The 19,472-nt window shown below is 37.0% G+C and carries 19 protein-coding genes and 5 tRNA genes (1 of these 24 only partly in view); 16 read left to right on the forward strand and 8 right to left on the reverse strand.

What is annotated here, in order from left to right:
• The 5 genes from GJV51_02750 to GJV51_02770 form a co-directional block, all read left to right on the forward strand.
• A tRNA-Asp gene (locus tag GJV51_02750) sits at nucleotides 1–7 on the forward strand (it extends 67 nt beyond the left edge of the window).
• A gap of 20 nt (nucleotides 8–27) precedes the next feature.
• Nucleotides 28–100, forward strand: a tRNA-Phe gene (locus GJV51_02755).
• Between the two features lie 28 nt (nucleotides 101–128).
• A tRNA-Gly gene (locus GJV51_02760) sits at nucleotides 129–199 on the forward strand.
• A 32-nt stretch (nucleotides 200–231) separates the two neighbouring features.
• Nucleotides 232–305, forward strand: a tRNA-Ile gene (locus tag GJV51_02765).
• Nucleotides 306–698: 393 nt separating this feature from the next.
• Nucleotides 699–1,904, forward strand: a complete 1,206-nt coding sequence (locus tag GJV51_02770; GenBank protein ID QGM24952.1) for an MFS transporter — start codon at nucleotides 699–701, stop codon at nucleotides 1,902–1,904.
• Between the two features lie 44 nt (nucleotides 1,905–1,948).
• Here GJV51_02770 and GJV51_02775 read toward each other — a convergent pair whose 3' ends face one another.
• Nucleotides 1,949–2,725, reverse strand: a complete 777-nt coding sequence (locus tag GJV51_02775) for a TIGR01457 family HAD-type hydrolase (GenBank protein QGM24953.1) — start codon at nucleotides 2,723–2,725, stop codon at nucleotides 1,949–1,951.
• 240 nt (nucleotides 2,726–2,965) lie between these two features.
• On the opposite strand from GJV51_02775, the gene GJV51_02780 reads away from it, so the two are divergent.
• Together GJV51_02780 and GJV51_02785 are read left to right on the forward strand one after the other, a co-directional pair.
• Complete coding sequence (locus tag GJV51_02780) at nucleotides 2,966–3,409, forward strand: hypothetical protein (protein QGM24954.1); 444 nt, start codon at nucleotides 2,966–2,968, stop codon at nucleotides 3,407–3,409.
• Nucleotides 3,409–4,200: a hypothetical protein gene (locus GJV51_02785; GenBank protein ID QGM24955.1), complete on the forward strand. Its 792-nt coding sequence runs from the start codon at nucleotides 3,409–3,411 to the stop codon at nucleotides 4,198–4,200. The genes GJV51_02780 and GJV51_02785 overlap by 1 nt, the downstream gene beginning before the upstream one ends.
• A gap of 35 nt (nucleotides 4,201–4,235) precedes the next feature.
• Here the strand turns inward: GJV51_02785 and GJV51_02790 are convergent, their stop codons facing one another.
• Nucleotides 4,236–4,676, reverse strand: a complete 441-nt coding sequence (locus GJV51_02790) for a GNAT family N-acetyltransferase (protein ID QGM24956.1) — start codon at nucleotides 4,674–4,676, stop codon at nucleotides 4,236–4,238.
• 101 nt (nucleotides 4,677–4,777) lie between these two features.
• On the opposite strand from GJV51_02790, the gene GJV51_02795 reads away from it, so the two are divergent.
• The 4 genes from GJV51_02795 to GJV51_02810 all read left to right on the forward strand — a co-directional run bounded on the left by GJV51_02795 (nucleotide 4,778) and on the right by GJV51_02810 (nucleotide 9,575).
• A complete protein-coding gene (locus tag GJV51_02795) occupies nucleotides 4,778–6,976 on the forward strand; it encodes a sulfatase-like hydrolase/transferase (protein ID QGM24957.1) in 2,199 nt (732 codons plus the stop codon).
• 52 nt (nucleotides 6,977–7,028) lie between these two features.
• Nucleotides 7,029–8,090: a glycosyltransferase gene (locus GJV51_02800; protein QGM24958.1), complete on the forward strand. Its 1,062-nt coding sequence runs from the start codon at nucleotides 7,029–7,031 to the stop codon at nucleotides 8,088–8,090.
• A 67-nt stretch (nucleotides 8,091–8,157) separates the two neighbouring features.
• On the forward strand, nucleotides 8,158–8,598 hold the full coding sequence (locus GJV51_02805) for a MerR family transcriptional regulator (protein ID QGM24959.1): 441 nt from the start codon (nucleotides 8,158–8,160) through the stop codon (nucleotides 8,596–8,598).
• Between the two features lie 80 nt (nucleotides 8,599–8,678).
• Entirely contained in the window at nucleotides 8,679–9,575 is an 897-nt protein-coding gene (locus GJV51_02810) for an RNA pseudouridine synthase (protein QGM24960.1), read from the forward strand.
• Between the two features lie 67 nt (nucleotides 9,576–9,642).
• Here the strand turns inward: GJV51_02810 and GJV51_02815 are convergent, their stop codons facing one another.
• From GJV51_02815 to GJV51_02825, 3 genes are all read right to left on the reverse strand, one after another.
• Nucleotides 9,643–10,374, reverse strand: a complete 732-nt coding sequence (locus GJV51_02815; protein ID QGM24961.1) for a glycerol transporter — start codon at nucleotides 10,372–10,374, stop codon at nucleotides 9,643–9,645.
• Nucleotides 10,375–10,466: 92 nt separating this feature from the next.
• Nucleotides 10,467–12,518, reverse strand: a complete 2,052-nt coding sequence (gene cadA / locus GJV51_02820; protein ID QGM24962.1) for a cadmium-translocating P-type ATPase — start codon at nucleotides 12,516–12,518, stop codon at nucleotides 10,467–10,469.
• Nucleotides 12,515–12,940, reverse strand: coding sequence for a CopY/TcrY family copper transport repressor (locus tag GJV51_02825; protein ID QGM24963.1), 426 nt, complete (start codon nucleotides 12,938–12,940; stop codon nucleotides 12,515–12,517). Before GJV51_02825 ends, cadA begins: the two co-directional genes overlap by 4 nt.
• A 201-nt stretch (nucleotides 12,941–13,141) precedes the next feature.
• Between GJV51_02825 and GJV51_02830 the strand changes: the two genes are divergently transcribed.
• From GJV51_02830 to GJV51_02850, 5 genes are read left to right on the forward strand one after another with little or no spacing between them, the layout of a single operon-like run.
• Nucleotides 13,142–13,507: a GntR family transcriptional regulator gene (locus GJV51_02830; protein ID QGM24964.1), complete on the forward strand. Its 366-nt coding sequence runs from the start codon at nucleotides 13,142–13,144 to the stop codon at nucleotides 13,505–13,507.
• Nucleotides 13,504–14,409: an ATP-binding cassette domain-containing protein gene (locus GJV51_02835; GenBank protein QGM24965.1), complete on the forward strand. Its 906-nt coding sequence runs from the start codon at nucleotides 13,504–13,506 to the stop codon at nucleotides 14,407–14,409. Before GJV51_02830 ends, GJV51_02835 begins: the two co-directional genes overlap by 4 nt.
• Nucleotides 14,406–15,242: a hypothetical protein gene (locus GJV51_02840; GenBank protein ID QGM24966.1), complete on the forward strand. Its 837-nt coding sequence runs from the start codon at nucleotides 14,406–14,408 to the stop codon at nucleotides 15,240–15,242. The genes GJV51_02835 and GJV51_02840 overlap by 4 nt, the downstream gene beginning before the upstream one ends.
• Nucleotides 15,243–15,266: 24 nt before the next feature.
• Nucleotides 15,267–16,172: an ATP-binding cassette domain-containing protein gene (locus GJV51_02845; protein ID QGM24967.1), complete on the forward strand. Its 906-nt coding sequence runs from the start codon at nucleotides 15,267–15,269 to the stop codon at nucleotides 16,170–16,172.
• A 3-nt stretch (nucleotides 16,173–16,175) separates the two neighbouring features.
• Nucleotides 16,176–16,943, forward strand: coding sequence for an ABC transporter permease subunit (locus tag GJV51_02850; protein ID QGM24968.1), 768 nt, complete (start codon nucleotides 16,176–16,178; stop codon nucleotides 16,941–16,943).
• A 53-nt stretch (nucleotides 16,944–16,996) separates the two neighbouring features.
• Here the strand turns inward: GJV51_02850 and GJV51_02855 are convergent, their stop codons facing one another.
• The 3 genes from GJV51_02855 to GJV51_02865 all read right to left on the reverse strand — a co-directional run bounded on the left by GJV51_02855 (nucleotide 16,997) and on the right by GJV51_02865 (nucleotide 19,466).
• Nucleotides 16,997–17,857, reverse strand: a complete 861-nt coding sequence (locus GJV51_02855) for an aldo/keto reductase (protein QGM24969.1) — start codon at nucleotides 17,855–17,857, stop codon at nucleotides 16,997–16,999.
• A gap of 360 nt (nucleotides 17,858–18,217) precedes the next feature.
• Nucleotides 18,218–18,289 (reverse strand) — tRNA-Asn (locus GJV51_02860).
• A 58-nt stretch (nucleotides 18,290–18,347) separates the two neighbouring features.
• Nucleotides 18,348–19,466 (reverse strand): aminotransferase class III-fold pyridoxal phosphate-dependent enzyme, encoded by a 1,119-nt coding sequence (locus GJV51_02865; protein QGM24970.1) that lies wholly within the window; start codon nucleotides 19,464–19,466, stop codon nucleotides 18,348–18,350.
• Nucleotides 19,467–19,472 lie beyond the last annotated feature (6 nt).

The raw sequence follows: 19,472 nt of genomic DNA on the forward strand, positions 1-19,472 counted from the left end.
GTGACCGTTCATTGGGAACAATGAGATGGCTCTGTAGCTCAGTTGGTAGAGCAATGCATTGAAGCTGCATGTGTCGGCGGTTCGATTCCGTCCAGCGCCATAGGGAGAAGATCCCAAAGAAAAAGCTTGCGAATGTAGTTCAATGGTAGAATTCCAGCCTTCCAAGCTGGCTATGCGGGTTCGATTCCCGTCATTCGCTTTTGTCTATGTAAGAATAGGCAAGAGAAACAAGGGCCATTAGCTCAGTTGGTTAGAGCGCTGTGTTGATAACGCAGAGGTCCCAGGTTCGAGTCCTGGATGGCCCATTAAGAACTAGGAGAGGTTTTCCTCTCCTTTTTTGTATAGAAACTTATTTATCATTTTCTTGATATAGAAAAAGGATAGAAATAATTACTGAAAATTGCTGAAAATTAATGAATTTCACAAGTGAGAAAAGTAACTTAATAATAATAAAAGTCTATTTGTCAACTTATTTGACAATTATATAAGTAAATAAAAAAAATTTTGCAACCTTTGTGAAATCGTGGTAATCTAATATCAACGGCTTAACGCTTACATTATTTTCATGCAAACGCGCGCAGTGTTAAAATGATAGAAGGAAACGCCATATGCATGTTTTAAAATCTGATTTCAAATTTAAACCTACATAGCTATTTTGCTATTGTTAGAGTTGCTAAATAGAATTTGAGATTGGGAAAATGGAAGAAAAATTATTTAATAAAGGCTTTTTAACAATTACTATTATTAACTTTATCGTGTACTTAGTCTATTATCTGATGATGGTTATAATTGCTGTTGTTGCGCATGATCAACTACATGCTTCGTTTGGTCAGGCAGGGTTGGCCTCTGGGATTTATATCATAGGAACATTGATAGCTCGGTTGATAGTTGGGAAAGAGTTAGAATTAATCGGGCGGAAGAAAATTGTTCGATGGGGTGCTATTCTATATTTGATTACAACAATTGCTTATTTATTTGTACCTACTATCGCCATATTAGATGCAGTACGTCTCTTTAATGGATTTGCGTACGGAATGACTTCAACAGCTTTAAACGCTATTGTGACCGAATTTATTCCCGAGAAACGTAAAGGAGAGGGCATAAATTATTATGGATTGAGTACAAGCTTAGCTGCAGCTATTGGCCCCTTCATTGGTTTGTTATTATTGAATGCAACTAGTTTTCGATTTATTGTAATATTGTCAGTCATCTTAATTGGAATTTCAATGGTCGCATTGTTTGCAATTAAAATTAACAATGTAACGCTCTCACCAGAACATTTATCTGAATTGAAGTCTTGGAAAATTTCTAGTTTTATTGAGTTTAAAGTATTACTGATTGCTGGTGTCGGATTTTTGATGGGCTTGTCTTATTCATCCGTATTATCATTTTTGGCTTCATATGCGGAAACTCTCAATTTGGTTTCGATTAGTTCATTCTTTTTCGTAGTTTATGCTGGGATTGTTACATTAACAAGACCAATTTCAGGACGTATTTTTGATCGTTTTGGTGAAAATTATGTTATGTATCCGAGCTACTTTTTCTTAGCTCTTGGGTTAGTTGTTTTAGGATTGACGCATAATGGCTTTACTTTGTTGTTGTCCGGTGCGTTCATTGGTTTAGGATATGGAACATTTATGTCAAATGGCCAAGCAGTTTCCTTAAAGTTGGTTTCGAGTCATCGTGTCGGTATTGCTTTATCAACATACTTCATCGGTTTGGACTTAGGATTAGGTGTTGGTCCTTACGCCTTAGGTGCTTTACATGATATATTGACTTTCCGTGAGTTGTACTTAGTTTCAGCAGTTATTCCTGTGGTTTCAGCTGTACTCTATTTGGTATTTTATCATCCAAATCGTATCAAAAAAAATGTTGGAACTATTCCTAATGAGGAATTAGCCTAAAAATAAAAGCAGTATGTTTCACGTGAAACATACTGCTTTTATTTTTAAATAATCCAATTGTCTAAAGTTTTAACTTCATAGGTTGGTTTTTGAGTAATCTGAGAAATTTGTTTAGGCGTAGAAACTCCTGAATATACGAGTAATGTATCAATTTGTGAATTGATACCGGCAAGAATATCAGTATTGTAATTATCACCAACCATAATAACGTCTTGTCGATTAATGTGAAGCTTATTTAATGCACCTTCCATAATAGGTATTTCAGGTTTAGCTATCACAGTCGGTTCAACCTGTGTGGCAGTTTGGATAGCAGAAATTAATGAGCCAGCTCCGGGCAACATGCCACGTTCATTGGGTAAATTAGTATCACGATTCGTTGCGATGAACTGTGCACCTCGTTGGATTGCTAAAGTAGCAGTAGTGAGCTTTTCATAGTTGAATGCTCGGTCTAGTCCTGCAACAACAAAATCGGCATGTTCGTCACTAGTTATTGTAAAACCAGCATCTATTAACGCCTTTCGTAGGCCAGATTCGCCTACTAAATATACTCTCTTTTTTTCAGGTGAAGAAATCATTTTAAGATAGTCGGCTGTTGCCATTGAGCTAGTATAAACTTGTTCAGCCGATGTTTCAATATCATGGTTTTTAGTTAAGTTATCAGCCACGTCTGCGGGAGTTTTAGTTGAATTATTGGTTACAAATAGGTAAGGAATATTAGCTTCCTTGAGTCGATCAATAAATCTTTTTCCAGAAGGCATTTTTTTTTGGCCTTGATATATTGTGCCATCTAGGTCGATGAAGTAAGCTTTATATTTTAACATTTTTAATCTCCATTTAATATTGAATGTCTATATTATACACATCAACATTGGTTGATATCAAATAACGAATCAACGGACTTTTCTCCCATCTCAATCTCCTAAGATAAAATCTCCTAAAATATTTTATAATTATAGTTCGCCCGCAAGTGATTGCGGGTTTTCGTTGGTTATAGGTTAAATTTTTATCCTAATTTGATATAGAAAGGGTAAAATATAAATAGAATAATAGGGGAATAAATTATGCCTAAAAAATATCGAACACCACCGTTTTTAACGCCATCAGCTATTGTTTCGTTAATTGTTGCTATTAGCGCTGCTAATTTAGCAGTAAACGTAGCAACTGGTACAAGTGAAGGTGGAAAAGTATCATCAAGTGCTAGTAGTACCATGAATACTTCGATGATAACAAGTAGCACAACAAGTAAGTCGACTAGTAGTGATGATAAATCAAGTAGTTCGTCAACATCGAGCAGCAATGACGAGTCAAGTTCAAAATCAGATGATACCTCTGCTACGGATACGTCATCGGCAGCTACAACTTCGGCTGCAGATACATCGAACCCAGGTGCTGCTACATCGTCATCTGGCACATCATCTTCGGCAACATTATCAAGTGATAATAATATACCATCAAGTTCATCAAATGCAACACGTACGACAAGTAGTTCGGAGGATACCCAATAATGCTGGCAATTCTTGATTTAATTAATCATTATCTCGGATATTTCACGACAAATTCAAAGACCAAAGGGCGTATATACACTGTTGTTGGCGCCGTAGGTGTTTGGTACCTACTTTATTTAGCCTATCGTTTTTTTGTAAATGGCCGCTGGTTACGTGGTGCATTCATTGCTGCAATATTCTTATTATTACTTTACTTTGCTATTTTGAATATAATATATTATTTTACGAAACATACAAGCAAGTGGGATGTTTCACCTAAGATTGAGAAATTATTAGGGGGACCCCATGAGGAAAAAAGTGAACGTGAACCAGAGACTGTCATCATGCCGGCTAATGGACTATACAGCCGACAGAATGTTATGTCAGGTACCGTGGTAAGTAATATGCAACAACAAACTAATTTAGATACGCTTGTATCAGAAATGCGGCAACTTGATTTAATAGCAAATGATTACGGACATCTTGGTGAACAAGCGCAGCGACAAATTATTGCACAACAAGGAGTCATTTACGCCAACCATCCGGGGACATTATTACCTTATTTTGCAATGCATGAAAATAATGGTACGCTACAAATAGTCGGAGGCATTAATCAATTACAAGCTCGAGAATTGGGGAATGTTTCTATGGTTGGTCTCACACCTACGGATCAAGCGTTAACTAATTATCGTTTAGCAATAGCCTCAGTAGTTCTTGTAGGAGGTCCAAGTCATTTAGCGACACGGAGTGAGTTAGTTGATGATGTGCAGACCTACAAAATCAAAATAGAAATAGCTTATGATCATAGATAATAATACTATTGCACAAAAAAAGAGCTGATAATTGATTATAGCTCTTTTTTCATATGTATATGTTGTATGCCGGCTTCAAAAAAAGGTATCCCTGTTGCTGTAAAGTCAAGGGCTTCATAAAACCCTCGAGCTTGAATTTGAGCACCAAGGACAAGGGTTTGAATACCATAAGATGGTGCTAGGCTTTCAATGTATTCCATAAGTTGTCTACCCAGCCCTTGCCCACGAAGTTGGGATAACGTAGCAACACGTTGTATGTGCCAAGTATTATTTGATTCCGCTAATACACGAGCAGTTGCTGCGAGCATATTATCCGAATAAATAACGATATGAATAGCATTCTCTTCAGCAGCTTGATCATTCAATTCATCGTTAATCTTAACGCCTTGTTCAACAACGAAAACTGCATTACGTATTGCTAGGGCATCTTCGTGGATAGACCCGAGTCCTTGTTCATGTTTAATCTGTATTTTCATAGCATTATTATAGCAAGTTCAGTACGTGAATGACAATTAGAATTACAATGAGATGCTAGTTCAGTAGATATGATAAACCTAAACCTTGTAAAGTTGGTATAATGATAGTTATGAAAAAATATTTAAAAAATATTTGGCAGGAAACCTTGGCGCCAAAAAATTGGATTAAACAGCTGAATACTCGTACAGGTTTTTTTATGTGGACGCTCGTACTGTTTACGCTAAAAACAATTTTGGCATATGGTGCTGATTTTGATTGGTTACATGTCTCCGATCCGTTGCAGATATTCTTGATGCTCATCAATCCAATTGGGTTTACGATAATTATTTTTAGTCTCGCATTATTTATTAAACCTAAGCAATTATATTATGGTGCCTTAATTTTACTTGATGCCACAATGACAGGGCTACTATATTTAAATGTCATTTATTTTCGCGAGTTTTCTGATTTTATGTCAGTTAACACAATGTTGGGCTACAGTTCGGTGAATCAGGGTGGAAAAGCAGCTGGAGCAATTGCGTTTGGGGTTCATGATGTCCTTTTCTGGATTGATATTATTATCTTGATAGGTTTATTCTTAGCCCGAAAGATTCATTTTGATAGTCGTCCAATGAGGCGGTTACAACCCTTTAAAATTTTAACCATCGGTGTATTTATTTTTATGGCCAATCTATTGTTGGCCGATTTGAATCGCCCGCAGTTACTAGTTCGGCAATTCGACCGAGAGTACATGGTTAAATATCTTGGTATCGGACCGTTTACAATTTATGATGCTATTAATACCTATCAAACTAGTCAAATTCGAAAGACGGCCACACCATCTGAATTGACAGCTGTACAAAACTACATTAAGAAAAACTATGCTGAGATTAACCCTAAATTTTACGGAAAAGCTAAGGGAAAGAATGTAATTGTCATTCATCTGGAAAGCTTTCAACAAATGTCGATTGATCGAAAAATAAATGGGCAAGAAGTGACCCCATTTTTGAACAGTCTATACCACAGTGAGTCAACTGTTGCTTTTGATAATTTTTTCAATCAAGTAGGTCAGGGGAAAACATCAGACGCAGAAAATATGTTAGAAACGTCTACATTTGGTTTACCCCAGGGTTCTTTATTTACTAAATTGGGAGACGATCAGACTTTCCAAGCGATGCCAGCAATTTTGAACCAAAGGGCAGGTTATTCCAGTGCAGTATTTCATGGAAATATGGGCTCCTTTTGGAATCGTAGTACCGTTTATAAACGAATGGGTTATCAAAATTGGGTTTCAGGTGATTATTTTGATATTACCGGAAAAAAGGCAACTTCATGGGGGCTGAAGGATAAGTTGTTATTTCATAATTCAGTACCTTATTTGGAGCGACTACAACAACCTTTCTATGCTAAATATTTAACAGTAACAAATCACACACCCTTTACTTTAGATAAACAAGATCAAGACCCTAATTTTCAAACGAGTAATACGGGGTCAAAATTAGTTGATAATTACTTCATTACTAATCACTATCTTGATCAATCAATAAAAGAATTTTTTGCTTATCTGAAAAAATCAGGCTTATATAAAGATACAGCTGTTGTTTTGTATGGTGATCACTATGGCATTTCAAACACAGACGCCTCTTATTTAGCTTCACTATTAGGAAAAGACTCTGATAATTGGACTGATTTAGACAATGCCAACCTGCAGCGTGTACCATTGATTGTTCATGTTCCGGGCATGAAAAACGGTTATATTGACCATACTTATGGTGGTGAAATTGATGTAGCCCCAACGATAGAACATTTATTGGGCATTAGTACGAAACGCTACATTCAATTTGGGCAGGATTTATTGAGTAAAAATCATAAGCAAATTGTCGTATTTCGTAATAAAGATTGGATAACGCCAGAATATGCGAGCCTATCGGGAAGAATATGGAATACTAAGACAGATCAAGAAATTACAACACCAGGCAAAGCATTGCAGGACAAAGTTGATAAGATTCAAGAGTATGCAAACACAAAGCTATCTATGTCAGATAACTTAAATCAAAAAAACTTACTTAAATTTTATGCACCCGAAGACTTCAAAACGGTCAAGGCTAATGGTTTTGACTATAGTAAAGAAGCAACCATTAAACGATTGAAGAGACAAAATAAGAAATTGGGAACAAAATCAACAAGTTTGTTTGCTCAACATGGTAATCAGTCGACATTAAGTGACTATATTACTGATGCACCAGAAGTTGATGATGAGACGACTGATACAACACGATTATTACCACGAAATGCGGATGACTGGAGTAACGACGAATAATTTTTAAAAATCAGCCTGTCGTGATGACGGAAATATAAATTTGGAGTAATATATGGCAAAAATTTTAATTGCGCTCGAAAATATTGAACTCGGTGGAATGAAGCGAGCAACAACCGTCGTCGGCAATGCCTTGGCAGCAAACCATGAAGTTACCTATTATAATTTTTCTGATTTACCACCCTTTTATGAATTGTCGGCGCCTTTAGTTGTCGCTTCGCCTGCGTTACATCTAACAAGTGAAGTGCATCCATTTGAAAGATATGCCCAAGCTATTGAAAACTTCTCACTTTTAGCACAGCGCTATGATGTGGTTATTTTAGCAGGTGGATTACTATCCAGTTTTGCAGCTGTTTTGAAACCAAAGTTGCCACATACAAAACTAATTGGGTGGATGCATAATAACATTACAACATATAGAGATCAATATTATGCAGTGATGCATGAGGAATTTATAGCCGGTTTACGTGTTTTAGACGCAGTAGTCGTACTAACTGATTTTGATTTAGATGGTTTCAAAAAATATAACGAACGCACGGTTAAAATTTGGAACCCGTTAACAATTGCACCTAAAGGGCCTTCTAAACTGGAGAAACACATTATATCGTTTACGTCACGCATTGCTATTCAGCACAAAGGAATTGATTTTGCTGTACAACTGGCCACTAGACTACCGGATGATTGGCAATTAGCCATTGCTGGGGGTGGCATGCAGAAGGATATGGGAATCTTCAAACATTTAATCAGTGAGTACGGGGCGCATGAAAAGATCATATATCGTGGCCCATTGAAAGATAATGAATTGCGTGACCATTATCGTAATTCTAGTTTATTTCTACAAACATCACGCTGGGAAGGATTACCGCTTGTCTTGGTTGAAGCAATGAGTTTTGGTTTGCCAGTTATTGCTATGAGACAAACAGGTTCAGCAGAAGTGTTAAATGATGGTGAATTTGGTGTTTTGGTAGGGAATGGCGATGTTGATGGAACGGCTATAGCGATTCAGAGGCTAATCAACAGTCGACAGCAGCAAATCGATTTAGCAGAAAAGTCGTTAAATCGCGTTCGTGATTTTCAAATCGAACCCATCTTGAGACAGTGGGAAGCTTTATTTTAATGATGATACATATATTTGTTGACAAGTAACCTAACAACTATATAATATTAACTTAGAGGTCTAATGTATGGACAATTATAACTCTACTCATAAAAAAGCACCATTTGATAACTTACAATTTGGTATAAGCGATCTTGCAAGAATGACAGGCGTGTCTACCCGACAACTGCGCTATTGGGAAAAGCAAGGGTACGTGAAAGCACTTGATCGCAATGATGATCAAGAATCACGTTTATATGGCTTTCGAGCCTTCTTAAAGGTTAGCATTATTAAACAACACATTGATGATGGTGATACCTTACGTACAGCAGTAATCCATGCCAATGAAAATATTGACAGTGCAATGATTACAAAACATATTATGAAACAAGCATTTCAGGGCTTAGAAGACTTTCAAGGAACTGTGGCAGTGAATATGGGTTACTTTGATGATGATGAAACACAACTGCTATACGTATTTTTAGAAGATGGTAAAGCCAAGTATCGTGTGGTCGATAATAAAAAATGATTGTCGAACAGACAGTCATTTTTTATTATGTATATTCACATTTATGTGTTGGCGACTAAATGAAATAGAGAGCTAGGTATATGAAAAAGTGGCAGTACAATTTTATAATAACATCCCAAAATGCTGGTCAAACGGTTAAGGAGCTGTTGATAAAGTGGTACGTGCCACAAAGAATTCGCGGTGCTTTGCGCATTAAAAAGCATTTTAGTGTGAACAATACTATTGTACCTACCAACTATGAACTACGGGTGGGAGATCAATTGCAACTTAACTTCGATGCAGATGACTTTCGTACTGGTAAATCAAACTATGTACCCAATTATCAGAAGTCAGTGAATATCATTTTTGAAAATAGAGATTTGGTTGTTGTTGATAAACCTGCGGGTATGAAGATGCATCCGCATTCACCAACTGAAACAGATACTTTGTTGAACTATTTGGCAGGTGCGTTTATTCAGCGAAAGAGCGGTAATCAACCTTATATGGTTCACAGGATAGATCGAGCAACTTCAGGATTAGTAATTGTAGCAAAGAACCCTGTCGTGGTACCGATACTAGATAGAATGTTATCAGATAAGCAGATTACACGAACTTATGTGACATGGGTTAGTGGTGTGGTGCAAGCTAATTGTGGTACAATTACCACACCTATAGGAATCGACACAAGAGATGATCGAAAACGTGCCGTTGATGGGAAAGAATCCCAGGTAGCAGTGACACACTGGTGGCGAATGCATACGGTGTTTTACGGTTCATTACTACGGGTGCAATTAAGCACAGGACGCATGCATCAAATTCGTGTGCACTTAGCTAGTATAGGACACCCTATTATTGGTGATGAGCTATACGGTGATGTAGACAATGACCGTATGCTGCTACACTCAGCATCCATAAACATGACGTTACCGTTTGATAGCGGAGAGAAGATGATTACAGGACCATTGCCAATTGATTTCCCAAGACAACTACGTCAGTAACAAAAAGACGAACACTTGAATAAGTGTTCGTCTTTTTATCTGACATCATTATTTTACTAAGATGAAATTATGCTTTTTGAGTTTCTTTAACTTCTTCTTTTTGATCAAGGAAGTTAGCGGCAAATGCTGCCAATGCGCCACCAAGTAGGTTAGCCACTAGGTAAACCCATACATGAGTGAGAGCTTTACCTTGAACAAAAATTGCTGGGGCTAATGCACGTGCTGGGTTGAACGCACCACCAGTAATTGGTAATGCAACAACAATTAATACCGCCAACCAAATACCGATAATAAATGGTGCTGGTACATTATTTAGCTTAGTAACAATTGCGATTACCAAAACGAACAAGAATGTTAGTACAAGTTCAAATGCAAATGCATACCAACCTGAACCATCAGAGAAGTTTGTTTGCCCAAGACCAGCTAAGGATACGAATTGTTTTACAGTCATTGATTGACCAGACAAAGCAGTAGATACAGTTGATGATTTCAGGTAAGCTGTTACACCGCCATAAACAGCAGCAGAAGCAACAATAGCACCAAGTAATTGTGCAATCACATAGCCAACAAATGTCACCCATGGCAAACGCTTTTGAATAGCCATTGCCAATGAAACGGCAGGGTTAAAGTGACCACCTGAGATATGCCCAAAGGCATAGATTGCAACGGCTAATGAAAGGCCGAATGCTAAACCGACAGTGATAGTCGATTGTGTTGTAGCAGCTGAATAAACAACGCTACCAGTTCCAAAGAACACTAGCATAAATGTTCCAAGGAATTCTGCGATATACTTACGCATGAAATTTCTCCTTATATGTATGTAAAATTACCAATACCTACTATTATACACTCTTAGATTAACTGGTTGTTAAATATTAAGGAAAGGTATAACTAATGCTTTAATAATAATGCATTAATTGCAACAATGATTGTGGATAGTGACATAATTAATGCGGCTATCATTGGGTTTAGCATTATACCAGCAAACGCCAATACACCGGCAGCTAGAGGAATAGCAATAATGTTATAACTAGCTCCCCACCATAAATTTTGCACTTGCTTAATATTGCTACGCTTAGCTAGATTAATAAAGTCAATAATTTTTGACAACTGATTAGCTATTAATATAGCATCAGCAGAAGCGTGTGCCACTTCCGTTCCAACACCAATGGCAATACTTAAATTAGCTTGAGCTAAGGCTGGGGCATCATTAATACCATCGCCAATCATCATTGTCGTACCATGCTGCTGATACTGTGAGACCAGATTGATTTTGTCTTGAGGAGATACTTGTGAATGAATATTTGTTATTTTTAACTTTTCAGCAATTTGTTTTGCAGCCAATTCATTGTCACCTGTAATCATAACGGGTGTGATTCCTTGATTCAATAAGGTACGAATAAAGCTTGGGGCTGATTCTTTGAGATGGTCCCCTTGTGCTATGGCAGCTATAATGCGTCTATCTTCTAACAAGTAAGAGATTGAACCTGCCGTTTGTAATGGCGTAAAAGCAATATGATTTTGTTTGAGGTATTTTGCCGAAACAAGCGTATATGACTGATCATCTATCTTACCACGTACACCATAACCTGCAATATTTTCTACGTGTGACGCTTGTAATTTTGGCGCCCGTTTGTCTTTTGCGTAGTTAACAATGGATTGCGCAAGTGGGTGAGTAGATTGCTGGTCTAGTGCGCTCATAATCCCTAATGCTTTACGTTGATCAAAGTCATAGACACTAAAGTGTTGTACAGTAAATTGTCCTGTTGTTAATGTACCAGTTTTATCCATCAAAGCAAACTTTAAATGATTTGCTGCTACTAGCGCTTTACGATTTTTGATTAATATGCCTTCCTTTGCTGCAATCGCCTTTGTTCGATTGATGACCAAAGGTACTGCTAGACCCAAGGCGTGAGGGCAGGCAATAACTAAGACAGTTGCGGCAATATTAGTTGCAAAACCTAATCCGCGTACTGGTGTCCAAATAAGTAGAGAACCAGTAGCAAATAATAAAGCCACCCAAAACAACCATGCAGCGACTTTATCTGCTAGTGTTTCAACACGTGATTTCTTATCTTGAGAAGATAATAAAGCTTCTTTTAGTTGACCAATAAATGAGTCATTTCCAATGTTTGTTAATTTAACATCAAGCGTACCATTACCGTTAATAGTACCACCAACTACTAGTGAACCCATTTTCTTTTCGACTAGCCGACTTTCGCCAGTCATTAAAGATTCGTCAACCTGACTTACACCTTCAACTACATTACCATCAGCAGGGAAAGATTCACCGGCCAGCACACGAACAATCATTTCTGATTTTAGTGCGTCAATAGGCATATCCATCCACATATCATCATGTTTGACATGCGCAATGTTTGGCATTAATTCGCGTAACTTAGCCGTTGCATCTCCGGCTTGCATGGTCACAGACATCTCAATTCGGTGACCTAGAAGCATAATAACAGTCAGTGTTGCAAATTCCCAAAAGAAATCCATAACGTGAGCATGAAATAGTTGTGTTGATAGAACCGCGTAAATAGAATACCAAAAAGTAACATTCAGGCCGACGGTAATTAAGCTCATCATAGCGGGTTTTTTAGTACGAAATTCAATACGCGCACCATCCAAAAAAGGTTTGGAACCAATGAAGTAGAGAAGGGTAGATAGTAGCGCAGAGACCCAAGAACTGCCAGGGAAAGTAAAAGTAAATGGCAAATAGATACCCATGAAGGGTGTGATAATAATGATAGGAATCATTAAGAAAAAGGCCCACCAAAAACGGTGTTTCATGTCTGACATGTCCATACTATCCATACCTACATGAGAAGTGTGTTCATGACTGGACATGTCGATATGATTGTGATGCATGCTTGACATATCATGGTGTTCATGTAATGTATCTTGATTTGTCATATTCATTTGATTATGTTTCATAGTCATTGACATTCCTCACAATTTTCGGGTAAACAGTTACAGGCGATGCTTTCCGGAGCACTTTTCATTTTTTGTTCTAGTAACGATTGTAGTTTGATAATGTCTGATTGAGATAAGGCTATGTCAGCAAGTACATTCACTAAGGTATTGCCAATACACATAGCACACATATCGTCTATTGTGGCACGTAGTGATTGCGTCATCATTTCATGTTCACCTACAGTGGGTATGTATAAACGGTTTCGTGTAGCACCGTCTGTACGTAACAGTCCTTTTTTTAGTATTCGGTTAATCAATGTTTTAACAGTTGATGGTTGCCAATCTTTTTGATTGTGCATAATATGAATGATTTGATTGGTGGTGGCCTCACCTAATGTCCATATTACACGCATTATTTCCCATTCACTTGTTGTTAGTAATTTTTTCATACTTTAAGTCTACAACTGTAAACTTAAAAACACAACTATTTCGAGTGATTGATAAATGTAAAGGATTGACAAGATGAAGTGTACTGTGTATTATAGTACACGTAGTACAGATGTCATGGGGAACAATGAAACATATAAAGGAACAGCTCTTGATAGGACAATTGATAAAAACCTATCAAAATCTAATAAGGAAGTGCACAGATGGCGCAAATTCAACGCAGTCAACCATTATATGAGCAGCTAATGTGGCGTATTAAAGCGCAAATTGCGTCTGGCATATTACATATTGGTGATAAATTGCCATCAGTCCGAGAAATGGCTTTAATTGAGGGATTAAATCCAAATACTGTTGCAAAGGCTTATAAGGCTTTGGAAACGCAAAATGTGATTGAAACGGTAACTGGCAAAGGTACTTTTGTTCATAAAAGCGAGGGTATTGCGGATGATAAGTTATTAGCTCAATTACGTTTAAAAATGACCGAAATTGTTATTGAGGCGAAACGTGCATCTATTGATGCCAGGCAGCTACATAATTGGATTGAAGAATTATATGGAGAAATATCATGAGTTTAATTTTGGAAAATATTTCTAAAAAAATACACCATCATGCCATTCTAAATAATACAAGCTTTGAGCTCAAAGAGGGGGAAGTTGTTGGCTTAGTTGGGCGTAATGGTGCAGGGAAAACAACATTATTTAGAACCATATCTGGGGAGATACAGGCTGATTTTGGCCGTATTGGTTTAGATAATCAAGATTATATGAAAACAATTGCAATTCACGATCAATTATTTTACATTGATATGCCAAATAATTGGCTAGCATATTATACACCAAAGCGAATTAAATCGATTTTATCGGTCGCCTATGTGAATTTTGATTCAGAATGGTACGATGACCGTTTGAATCAATTTGGATTAAATAATAATAAACGTGTTCAAAACTATTCAAAAGGGATGAAAGCATTGTTCACGATTATTGTCAGCTTTGCTAGCCGCGCCCAATATGTGTTATTGGATGAACCGCTTGATGGTTTAGACGTATTAGTTCGAGATCAGGTAAAGCAATTAATTATTGACCGTGTTACGAAAAAAAATACGACAGTTCTCATTGCATCACATAATTTGGTTGAACTTGATACGTTAGTTGATCGTATTTTATTGCTAAAAAACGGTACAATTGATCGTGCATTTGCGATTGAAAATAATAAAAACATTAAGAAGTATCAACTGGCTTATGACGGGGATGTCATGCCAGAATTTCTGAGGAATAATGGGACAATCATTGCTCAGGTTGGCCATATAGTAACCATTGTATTTGATAATTTTGATGAAGACGTTGGTATTAAGTTAGCGGGATCAGATTTCAAGTTCATTGAAGAATTACCTATTAGCAGTGAAGACATATTCCGCGCGAGTTTTGCTAATGAGGTATATGCTTGGCAACAAGAACTAGGGGGTGAACAATGAAACAAGCATTACGGCTATATGGCAGGATTAAATTTAATCAGATTGTATTAATAGCAATTCTTGGACTTCTAGTAACTTGTTTTATTGGGGGTGTGAATACATATTATGGACGAGCAATAACAAACATAGGAAGTGATAGCGAATTGGGAAGCGTACTGATGGGCGTCATGCTCATAGCAGCAGGTGCCACTACGTACGCAGACCAAACAAGACACTTAAATACTTGGTTAAGTACGCAAAGTGCGTCTAGAAGGCAGTTTTTCATCAGCAAAGTGGTATGGATGATTATTGCGCCCATTATATTGGGTGCTGCTATTGACTTATTTATGTCCATTTCAATACGTTCTGATAATTTGTACAAGGTGGCGAGTAACAATTTAAACGACGGTGTGGAATTATTTTACGTGGCCAGTGTCGTGGTGTTGGTTAGTACAATTGTCGGACCAATATGGCAAAAAACCATAGGGAGCTTTTTCGCATTAGTTGTTTGCTCAACCTTGTCTACTGGTGTGGGCGCAATATTTATTGACTTTGGTATGAAAGAACTAGTTCAAAATAATGAGTTTACAACGTTGGTTACCTTTATCGTAGCAATGCTCTTAATGGGGTCTAGCTACTATATTGTAGGTATTATTGGCATAGAAAGTGAACATGATACAGTACGTGTACCGGCTTTGAGATGGCCGGTGATTATATTTGTATTCGTTTCAACGTTGGCAGTTCCGCTTTTTAATGAAGGTTCACTAACGGCGGGTTCATTTATAATGCCAGTAGTTTTGAGCGTAATTACGTTCATCTTTGTATTTAAACCAAAGTTATCTTGGCAAAAATAATTGATTCAATAAAAGGGGAAAAACATGGCATTATTAGAAGTAAAGAATGTTAATAAAAAGTATGGTAATAGAGCAGCAATGGATGACGTCAGTTTCAACGTTGAAGCCGGTCACATTGTTGGACTGATTGGTCCTAATGGTGCTGGTAAATCAACAACCATGCGTGCTATTACTGGTTTAATGAGTTACTCATCTGGACAAATTACATTTGATGGGCAACCTGTGACGTTTAATAATCATAGTGCGCTTGATAAAATTGGTAATTTAATTGAATATCCAGCCATTTATCCAAATTTAACCGCGCTAGAACATTTGAAGTTGTATGCAATGGACACAAAAAATCCTGCTGATTTCAAAGAATTAATGCATAAAACGCAAATTGACGGGAACAATTTTGGAAAACGTAAGGCGAAAAACTTTTCATTGGGTATGAAACAGCGTCTTGGTATTGCTATTGCACTTATCCGGAACCCAAAGTTAGTTATTTTGGATGAACCGATGAACGGGCTTGACCCACAATCCGTTCATGACTTGCGCGAATTAATTCGTTCATTAGCTGGAGAAGGTGTGGCTTTCTTAATTTCAAGTCATCTTTTGGATGAATTGCAAAAACTAGTTGATGATGTTGTTATTATTAATCATGGTAAAATTATTCAAACAGCTACCATAGAAACGTTCTTTATTCATGACCAAGAACGCTGGACATTTGACACTAGTGATAATAAATCAGCGCTACAGATAGCACAAAGTCAAAACTGGCAAGCTACAATTGACAGCGGTCTATTACAAATTAGTGGAGCAGAAAATTTGCAGCAAGTGATCACAGCAATTAATGAAGCCAATGTACAAATTAAATCACTTAACACAACAACTGGCAATCTAGAAAAGTCATTACTTGATATGCTAGCGGCTGATAATCAGGGGGAATAACGCATGTTAACACTAATGAAGCAAGAATATTACAAGGCATTCAAGCAAAATAAGTTATACATTTGGTTGATTTTAGGATTTATTTTTCCAATTGCTATCATCGGTATTTTTAAATCAGCAAGATCAACTGGATCGATTATTAATCTTGGACAATCATTAATTTATGTTGAAATGGCAGGTATCATTATTACTGCCTTGTCGATCTCACAAGAGTTTGGTTTTGGTACAATTCGTCCATTGTTATCACGTCGCTTTAGTCGAGGTGAAGTGTTCATCAGTAAATTATTATTAAACATCAGTGTTTATATTGGATTGTTTGTATCAGCTTTTATTGGCACTGTTTTGGCTACTGCTATATTTGTTCCTAAGTATGATTTTTCACAAAAGTTAGGATATATAGGGAACAGCTGGCAGGGTATGATGATTTCGATTATGGATGTAGCACTTCAAATGATATTTGTAGCTGCATTAGTATTAATGGTTACGAATATGGTCAAGAGTTCAGGAGCTGCGATTGGACTTGGTGTAGTTATGATAGTTGCCACACCAATCATTTCTGTCATTTCATTAAGATTAATTGATTTAGCACCAATTTTGAAGTGGAATCCGTTCAATATTTATTTAGGTATTGCTAATCTTGGACAGGTTAAACCTAGTATAATGGCGCAAATGATGGATATGTCACAAGGTGCAATGATTGTAGCATACTTGATATACATTGTGTTGATGTACGGTATTGCTTATTTGATCTTTAGAAAACGCAGCGTTTAAAATTAGTAAATAATAAAAAAACACGAACTTCAAATGTGAGTTCGTGTTTTTATTTAAAAATCAGCTGAGGAAGCATCAGTGTGGAATCCTCCCACGCCAGTAAGTGAGTCTAATGATGAAATTTCTTCTGATGTTAGAGCAAAGTCAAATACATCGGCATTTGCTTTAATGTATGCTTCATGTGTTGATTTGGGTAAAGGTAGGAATCCTTTATCCAAGGACCAACGAATTAATATTTGTGGTACCGATTTATTATATTTTTCACTCAGACTAATCACCTGTGGTAAATCAACGAGCTTTCCTGTACCTAGTGGGGAATAAGCTTCATTAAGTATGCCGTGATTTTTATCATAGGTAACTAATTCTTGCTGGTTATCAGAAGGGTTTAAAAAGTTTTGATTAACCATGGGTGCTATGGTTTGTGTTTTAGCTAGTGCTTCTAGATGTTCAATTTGGAAGTTCGAAACGCCAATGGCTCTTGTTTTTCCTATTTTATATTCATCTTCCAAAGCACGCCAAGTATCTGCGTTTGCATCAATCCAGGCATCCTCCCCTTGTTTTTGAAGGGCAGCAGGATTTGGCCAATGGATTAAATATAAGTCAACGTAGTCTAAGTCAAGCTTCTTAAGAGATGTGTCAAGCGCTTGTATCGCTTTTTCGTATGTGTGTGCATCATTCCAAAGTTTAGTTGTCACAAACAATTCATCACGTGGAATACCAGAATCTTTTATGGCACGACCGACAGAATCTTCATTACCATATATAGCTGCTGTATCAATGTGACGATAACCTGATTCTAGAGCCCAACGAACAGACTGATAAGCTTCTGTACCATTTGCACTTTGCCAAGTTCCAAACCCAATTATAGGAATTTCGATACCGTTGGTTAGCTTATATGTGTCTACAAGGGTCATGTTATTTACCTCCGTAATCCTTTTATTATACGGTGTTGTTTTGAAAGCACCAATTATTCTCAGTATAACATGCCAGGCTTGTTAATTGATTTTTAGTGCATGGAGAAAAGGAAATATTTTAACACTAATTTAATGTTAGTACAGTACAATGGCTTTAGTGGCAATAATAATTAATTTGTCAAACTAGCGAAGCCCCTTAAAAAAGATACACTCAATCTATTATTATTCTCTCAAATTATAATTTTCTTCTCTCCCCGTATCTTTGGATGCGGGGTTTCGTTTTGAGTGATGAAAAAATCTAGCTGTTTCAAAGTAATAGAAAAAGCACCAAAATTGATAAGATTTTGGTGCTTTTTTATACTGCTCCACTTGGATTCGAACCAAGGACCTGCGCATTAACAGTGCGTTATTCTACCACTGAACTATGGAGCAATTAGTTGAATTAATCAACTATTACAGTATATCAACGTTGGCATATTTTGTCAACAGTTTATTGCGAAAGTAACTGCTTAATTTTGTGTAGTGCTGTTGTGAGCTGTGATTCTGATATTGTCAGTGGCGGTAATAAGCGAAGTGTGTTGTGTCCGGCAACTAAAGTAATTATTTTTTCATTTAGTAAGTCAGCAACAACTTGTTTAACAGGTATATTTAATTCAATACCGGCCATCATACCAAGGCCACGCACTTCAACGACGCTACTTAACGCTTGGAAGGATGCCAATTCTTGCCAAAAAAGATTAATTTTTTCTGAAATATTTGGCAAAATCAAGGATAATTCGTCTAATGTTACATTAGCAGCACTCATAGCCAGGGGATTCCCACCAAACGTTGAACCATGTGCATTATATGAAAACGAACTGGCAAATTCGTTTTTAGCAAGCATTGCGCCTACAGGGACACCGTTAGCTAATGCTTTGGCATTCGTAAAAATATCCGGTTGAAAATGATAGTTTTCAAATGCAAACTTTTTCCCTGTGCGTCCCATGCCAGTCTGCACTTCATCAATCATGATTAAAGACCCATTATCATGAACTACTTGAATTAGTTCTGTAATAAAATCTTGATGCGCAGGAATGACACCCCCTTCGCCTTGAACAAGTTCAAGCATTACACCAGCAACGTCTTTATTAAGGTGTTCTTTTAAACTGTTAATGTCATTAAATTCTGCATACTGGAACCCGTCTAACATAGGTAGTCCGTAATGAATGCTATCTTGTCCAGTTGCTGACATAGCACCATAAGTACGACCATGAAAAGAGTTTTTGAAAGTAATAATTGTTTCCCGTTTAGTCACTAAACGGGCTAACTTAATTGCCGCTTCGTTAGCTTCCGCTCCTGAATTAGCAAAATAAGTAGTATAAGCTTCACCACCTAACTTTGCTGCCACAGTTTCTTGCAATTCATTTTCGTATAAATTAGGCAAGTGCCAAATCTCTTTTGCTTGAGCAATAAGTGCTGACTCAACAGCATCATTATTTGCACCAACATTATAGACACCAATACCACTGGATAAGTCTGTATACGTATTGTTTTCACCGTCAATCCAAGTGGCATTTTTAGTTTTTTTAAATGTTAGTGGAGCACGTTGATAATTTGGAAATAGTGTCATGTGATA

This window comes from Leuconostoc mesenteroides subsp. mesenteroides, assembly GCA_009676745.1.
Lineage (GTDB): Bacteria > Bacillota > Bacilli > Lactobacillales > Lactobacillaceae > Leuconostoc > Leuconostoc koreense.

Coding starts and splice junctions, on each gene's coding strand:
- GJV51_02770 (QGM24952.1), top strand. CDS start 699: ATGGAAGAAAAATTATTTAATAAAGGCTTTTTAACAATTACTATTATT.
- GJV51_02775 (QGM24953.1), bottom strand. CDS start 2,725: ATGTTAAAATATAAAGCTTACTTCATCGACCTAGATGGCACAATATAT.
- GJV51_02780 (QGM24954.1), top strand. CDS start 2,966: ATGCCTAAAAAATATCGAACACCACCGTTTTTAACGCCATCAGCTATT.
- GJV51_02785 (QGM24955.1), top strand. CDS start 3,409: ATGCTGGCAATTCTTGATTTAATTAATCATTATCTCGGATATTTCACG.
- GJV51_02790 (QGM24956.1), bottom strand. CDS start 4,676: ATGAAAATACAGATTAAACATGAACAAGGACTCGGGTCTATCCACGAA.
- GJV51_02795 (QGM24957.1), top strand. CDS start 4,778: ATGATAGTTATGAAAAAATATTTAAAAAATATTTGGCAGGAAACCTTG.
- GJV51_02800 (QGM24958.1), top strand. CDS start 7,029: ATGGCAAAAATTTTAATTGCGCTCGAAAATATTGAACTCGGTGGAATG.
- GJV51_02805 (QGM24959.1), top strand. CDS start 8,158: ATGGACAATTATAACTCTACTCATAAAAAAGCACCATTTGATAACTTA.
- GJV51_02810 (QGM24960.1), top strand. CDS start 8,679: ATGAAAAAGTGGCAGTACAATTTTATAATAACATCCCAAAATGCTGGT.
- GJV51_02815 (QGM24961.1), bottom strand. CDS start 10,374: ATGCGTAAGTATATCGCAGAATTCCTTGGAACATTTATGCTAGTGTTC.
- cadA (QGM24962.1), bottom strand. CDS start 12,518: ATGACTATGAAACATAATCAAATGAATATGACAAATCAAGATACATTA.
- GJV51_02825 (QGM24963.1), bottom strand. CDS start 12,940: ATGAAAAAATTACTAACAACAAGTGAATGGGAAATAATGCGTGTAATA.
- GJV51_02830 (QGM24964.1), top strand. CDS start 13,142: ATGGCGCAAATTCAACGCAGTCAACCATTATATGAGCAGCTAATGTGG.
- GJV51_02835 (QGM24965.1), top strand. CDS start 13,504: ATGAGTTTAATTTTGGAAAATATTTCTAAAAAAATACACCATCATGCC.
- GJV51_02840 (QGM24966.1), top strand. CDS start 14,406: ATGAAACAAGCATTACGGCTATATGGCAGGATTAAATTTAATCAGATT.
- GJV51_02845 (QGM24967.1), top strand. CDS start 15,267: ATGGCATTATTAGAAGTAAAGAATGTTAATAAAAAGTATGGTAATAGA.
- GJV51_02850 (QGM24968.1), top strand. CDS start 16,176: ATGTTAACACTAATGAAGCAAGAATATTACAAGGCATTCAAGCAAAAT.
- GJV51_02855 (QGM24969.1), bottom strand. CDS start 17,857: ATGACCCTTGTAGACACATATAAGCTAACCAACGGTATCGAAATTCCT.
- GJV51_02865 (QGM24970.1), bottom strand. CDS start 19,466: ATGACACTATTTCCAAATTATCAACGTGCTCCACTAACATTTAAAAAA.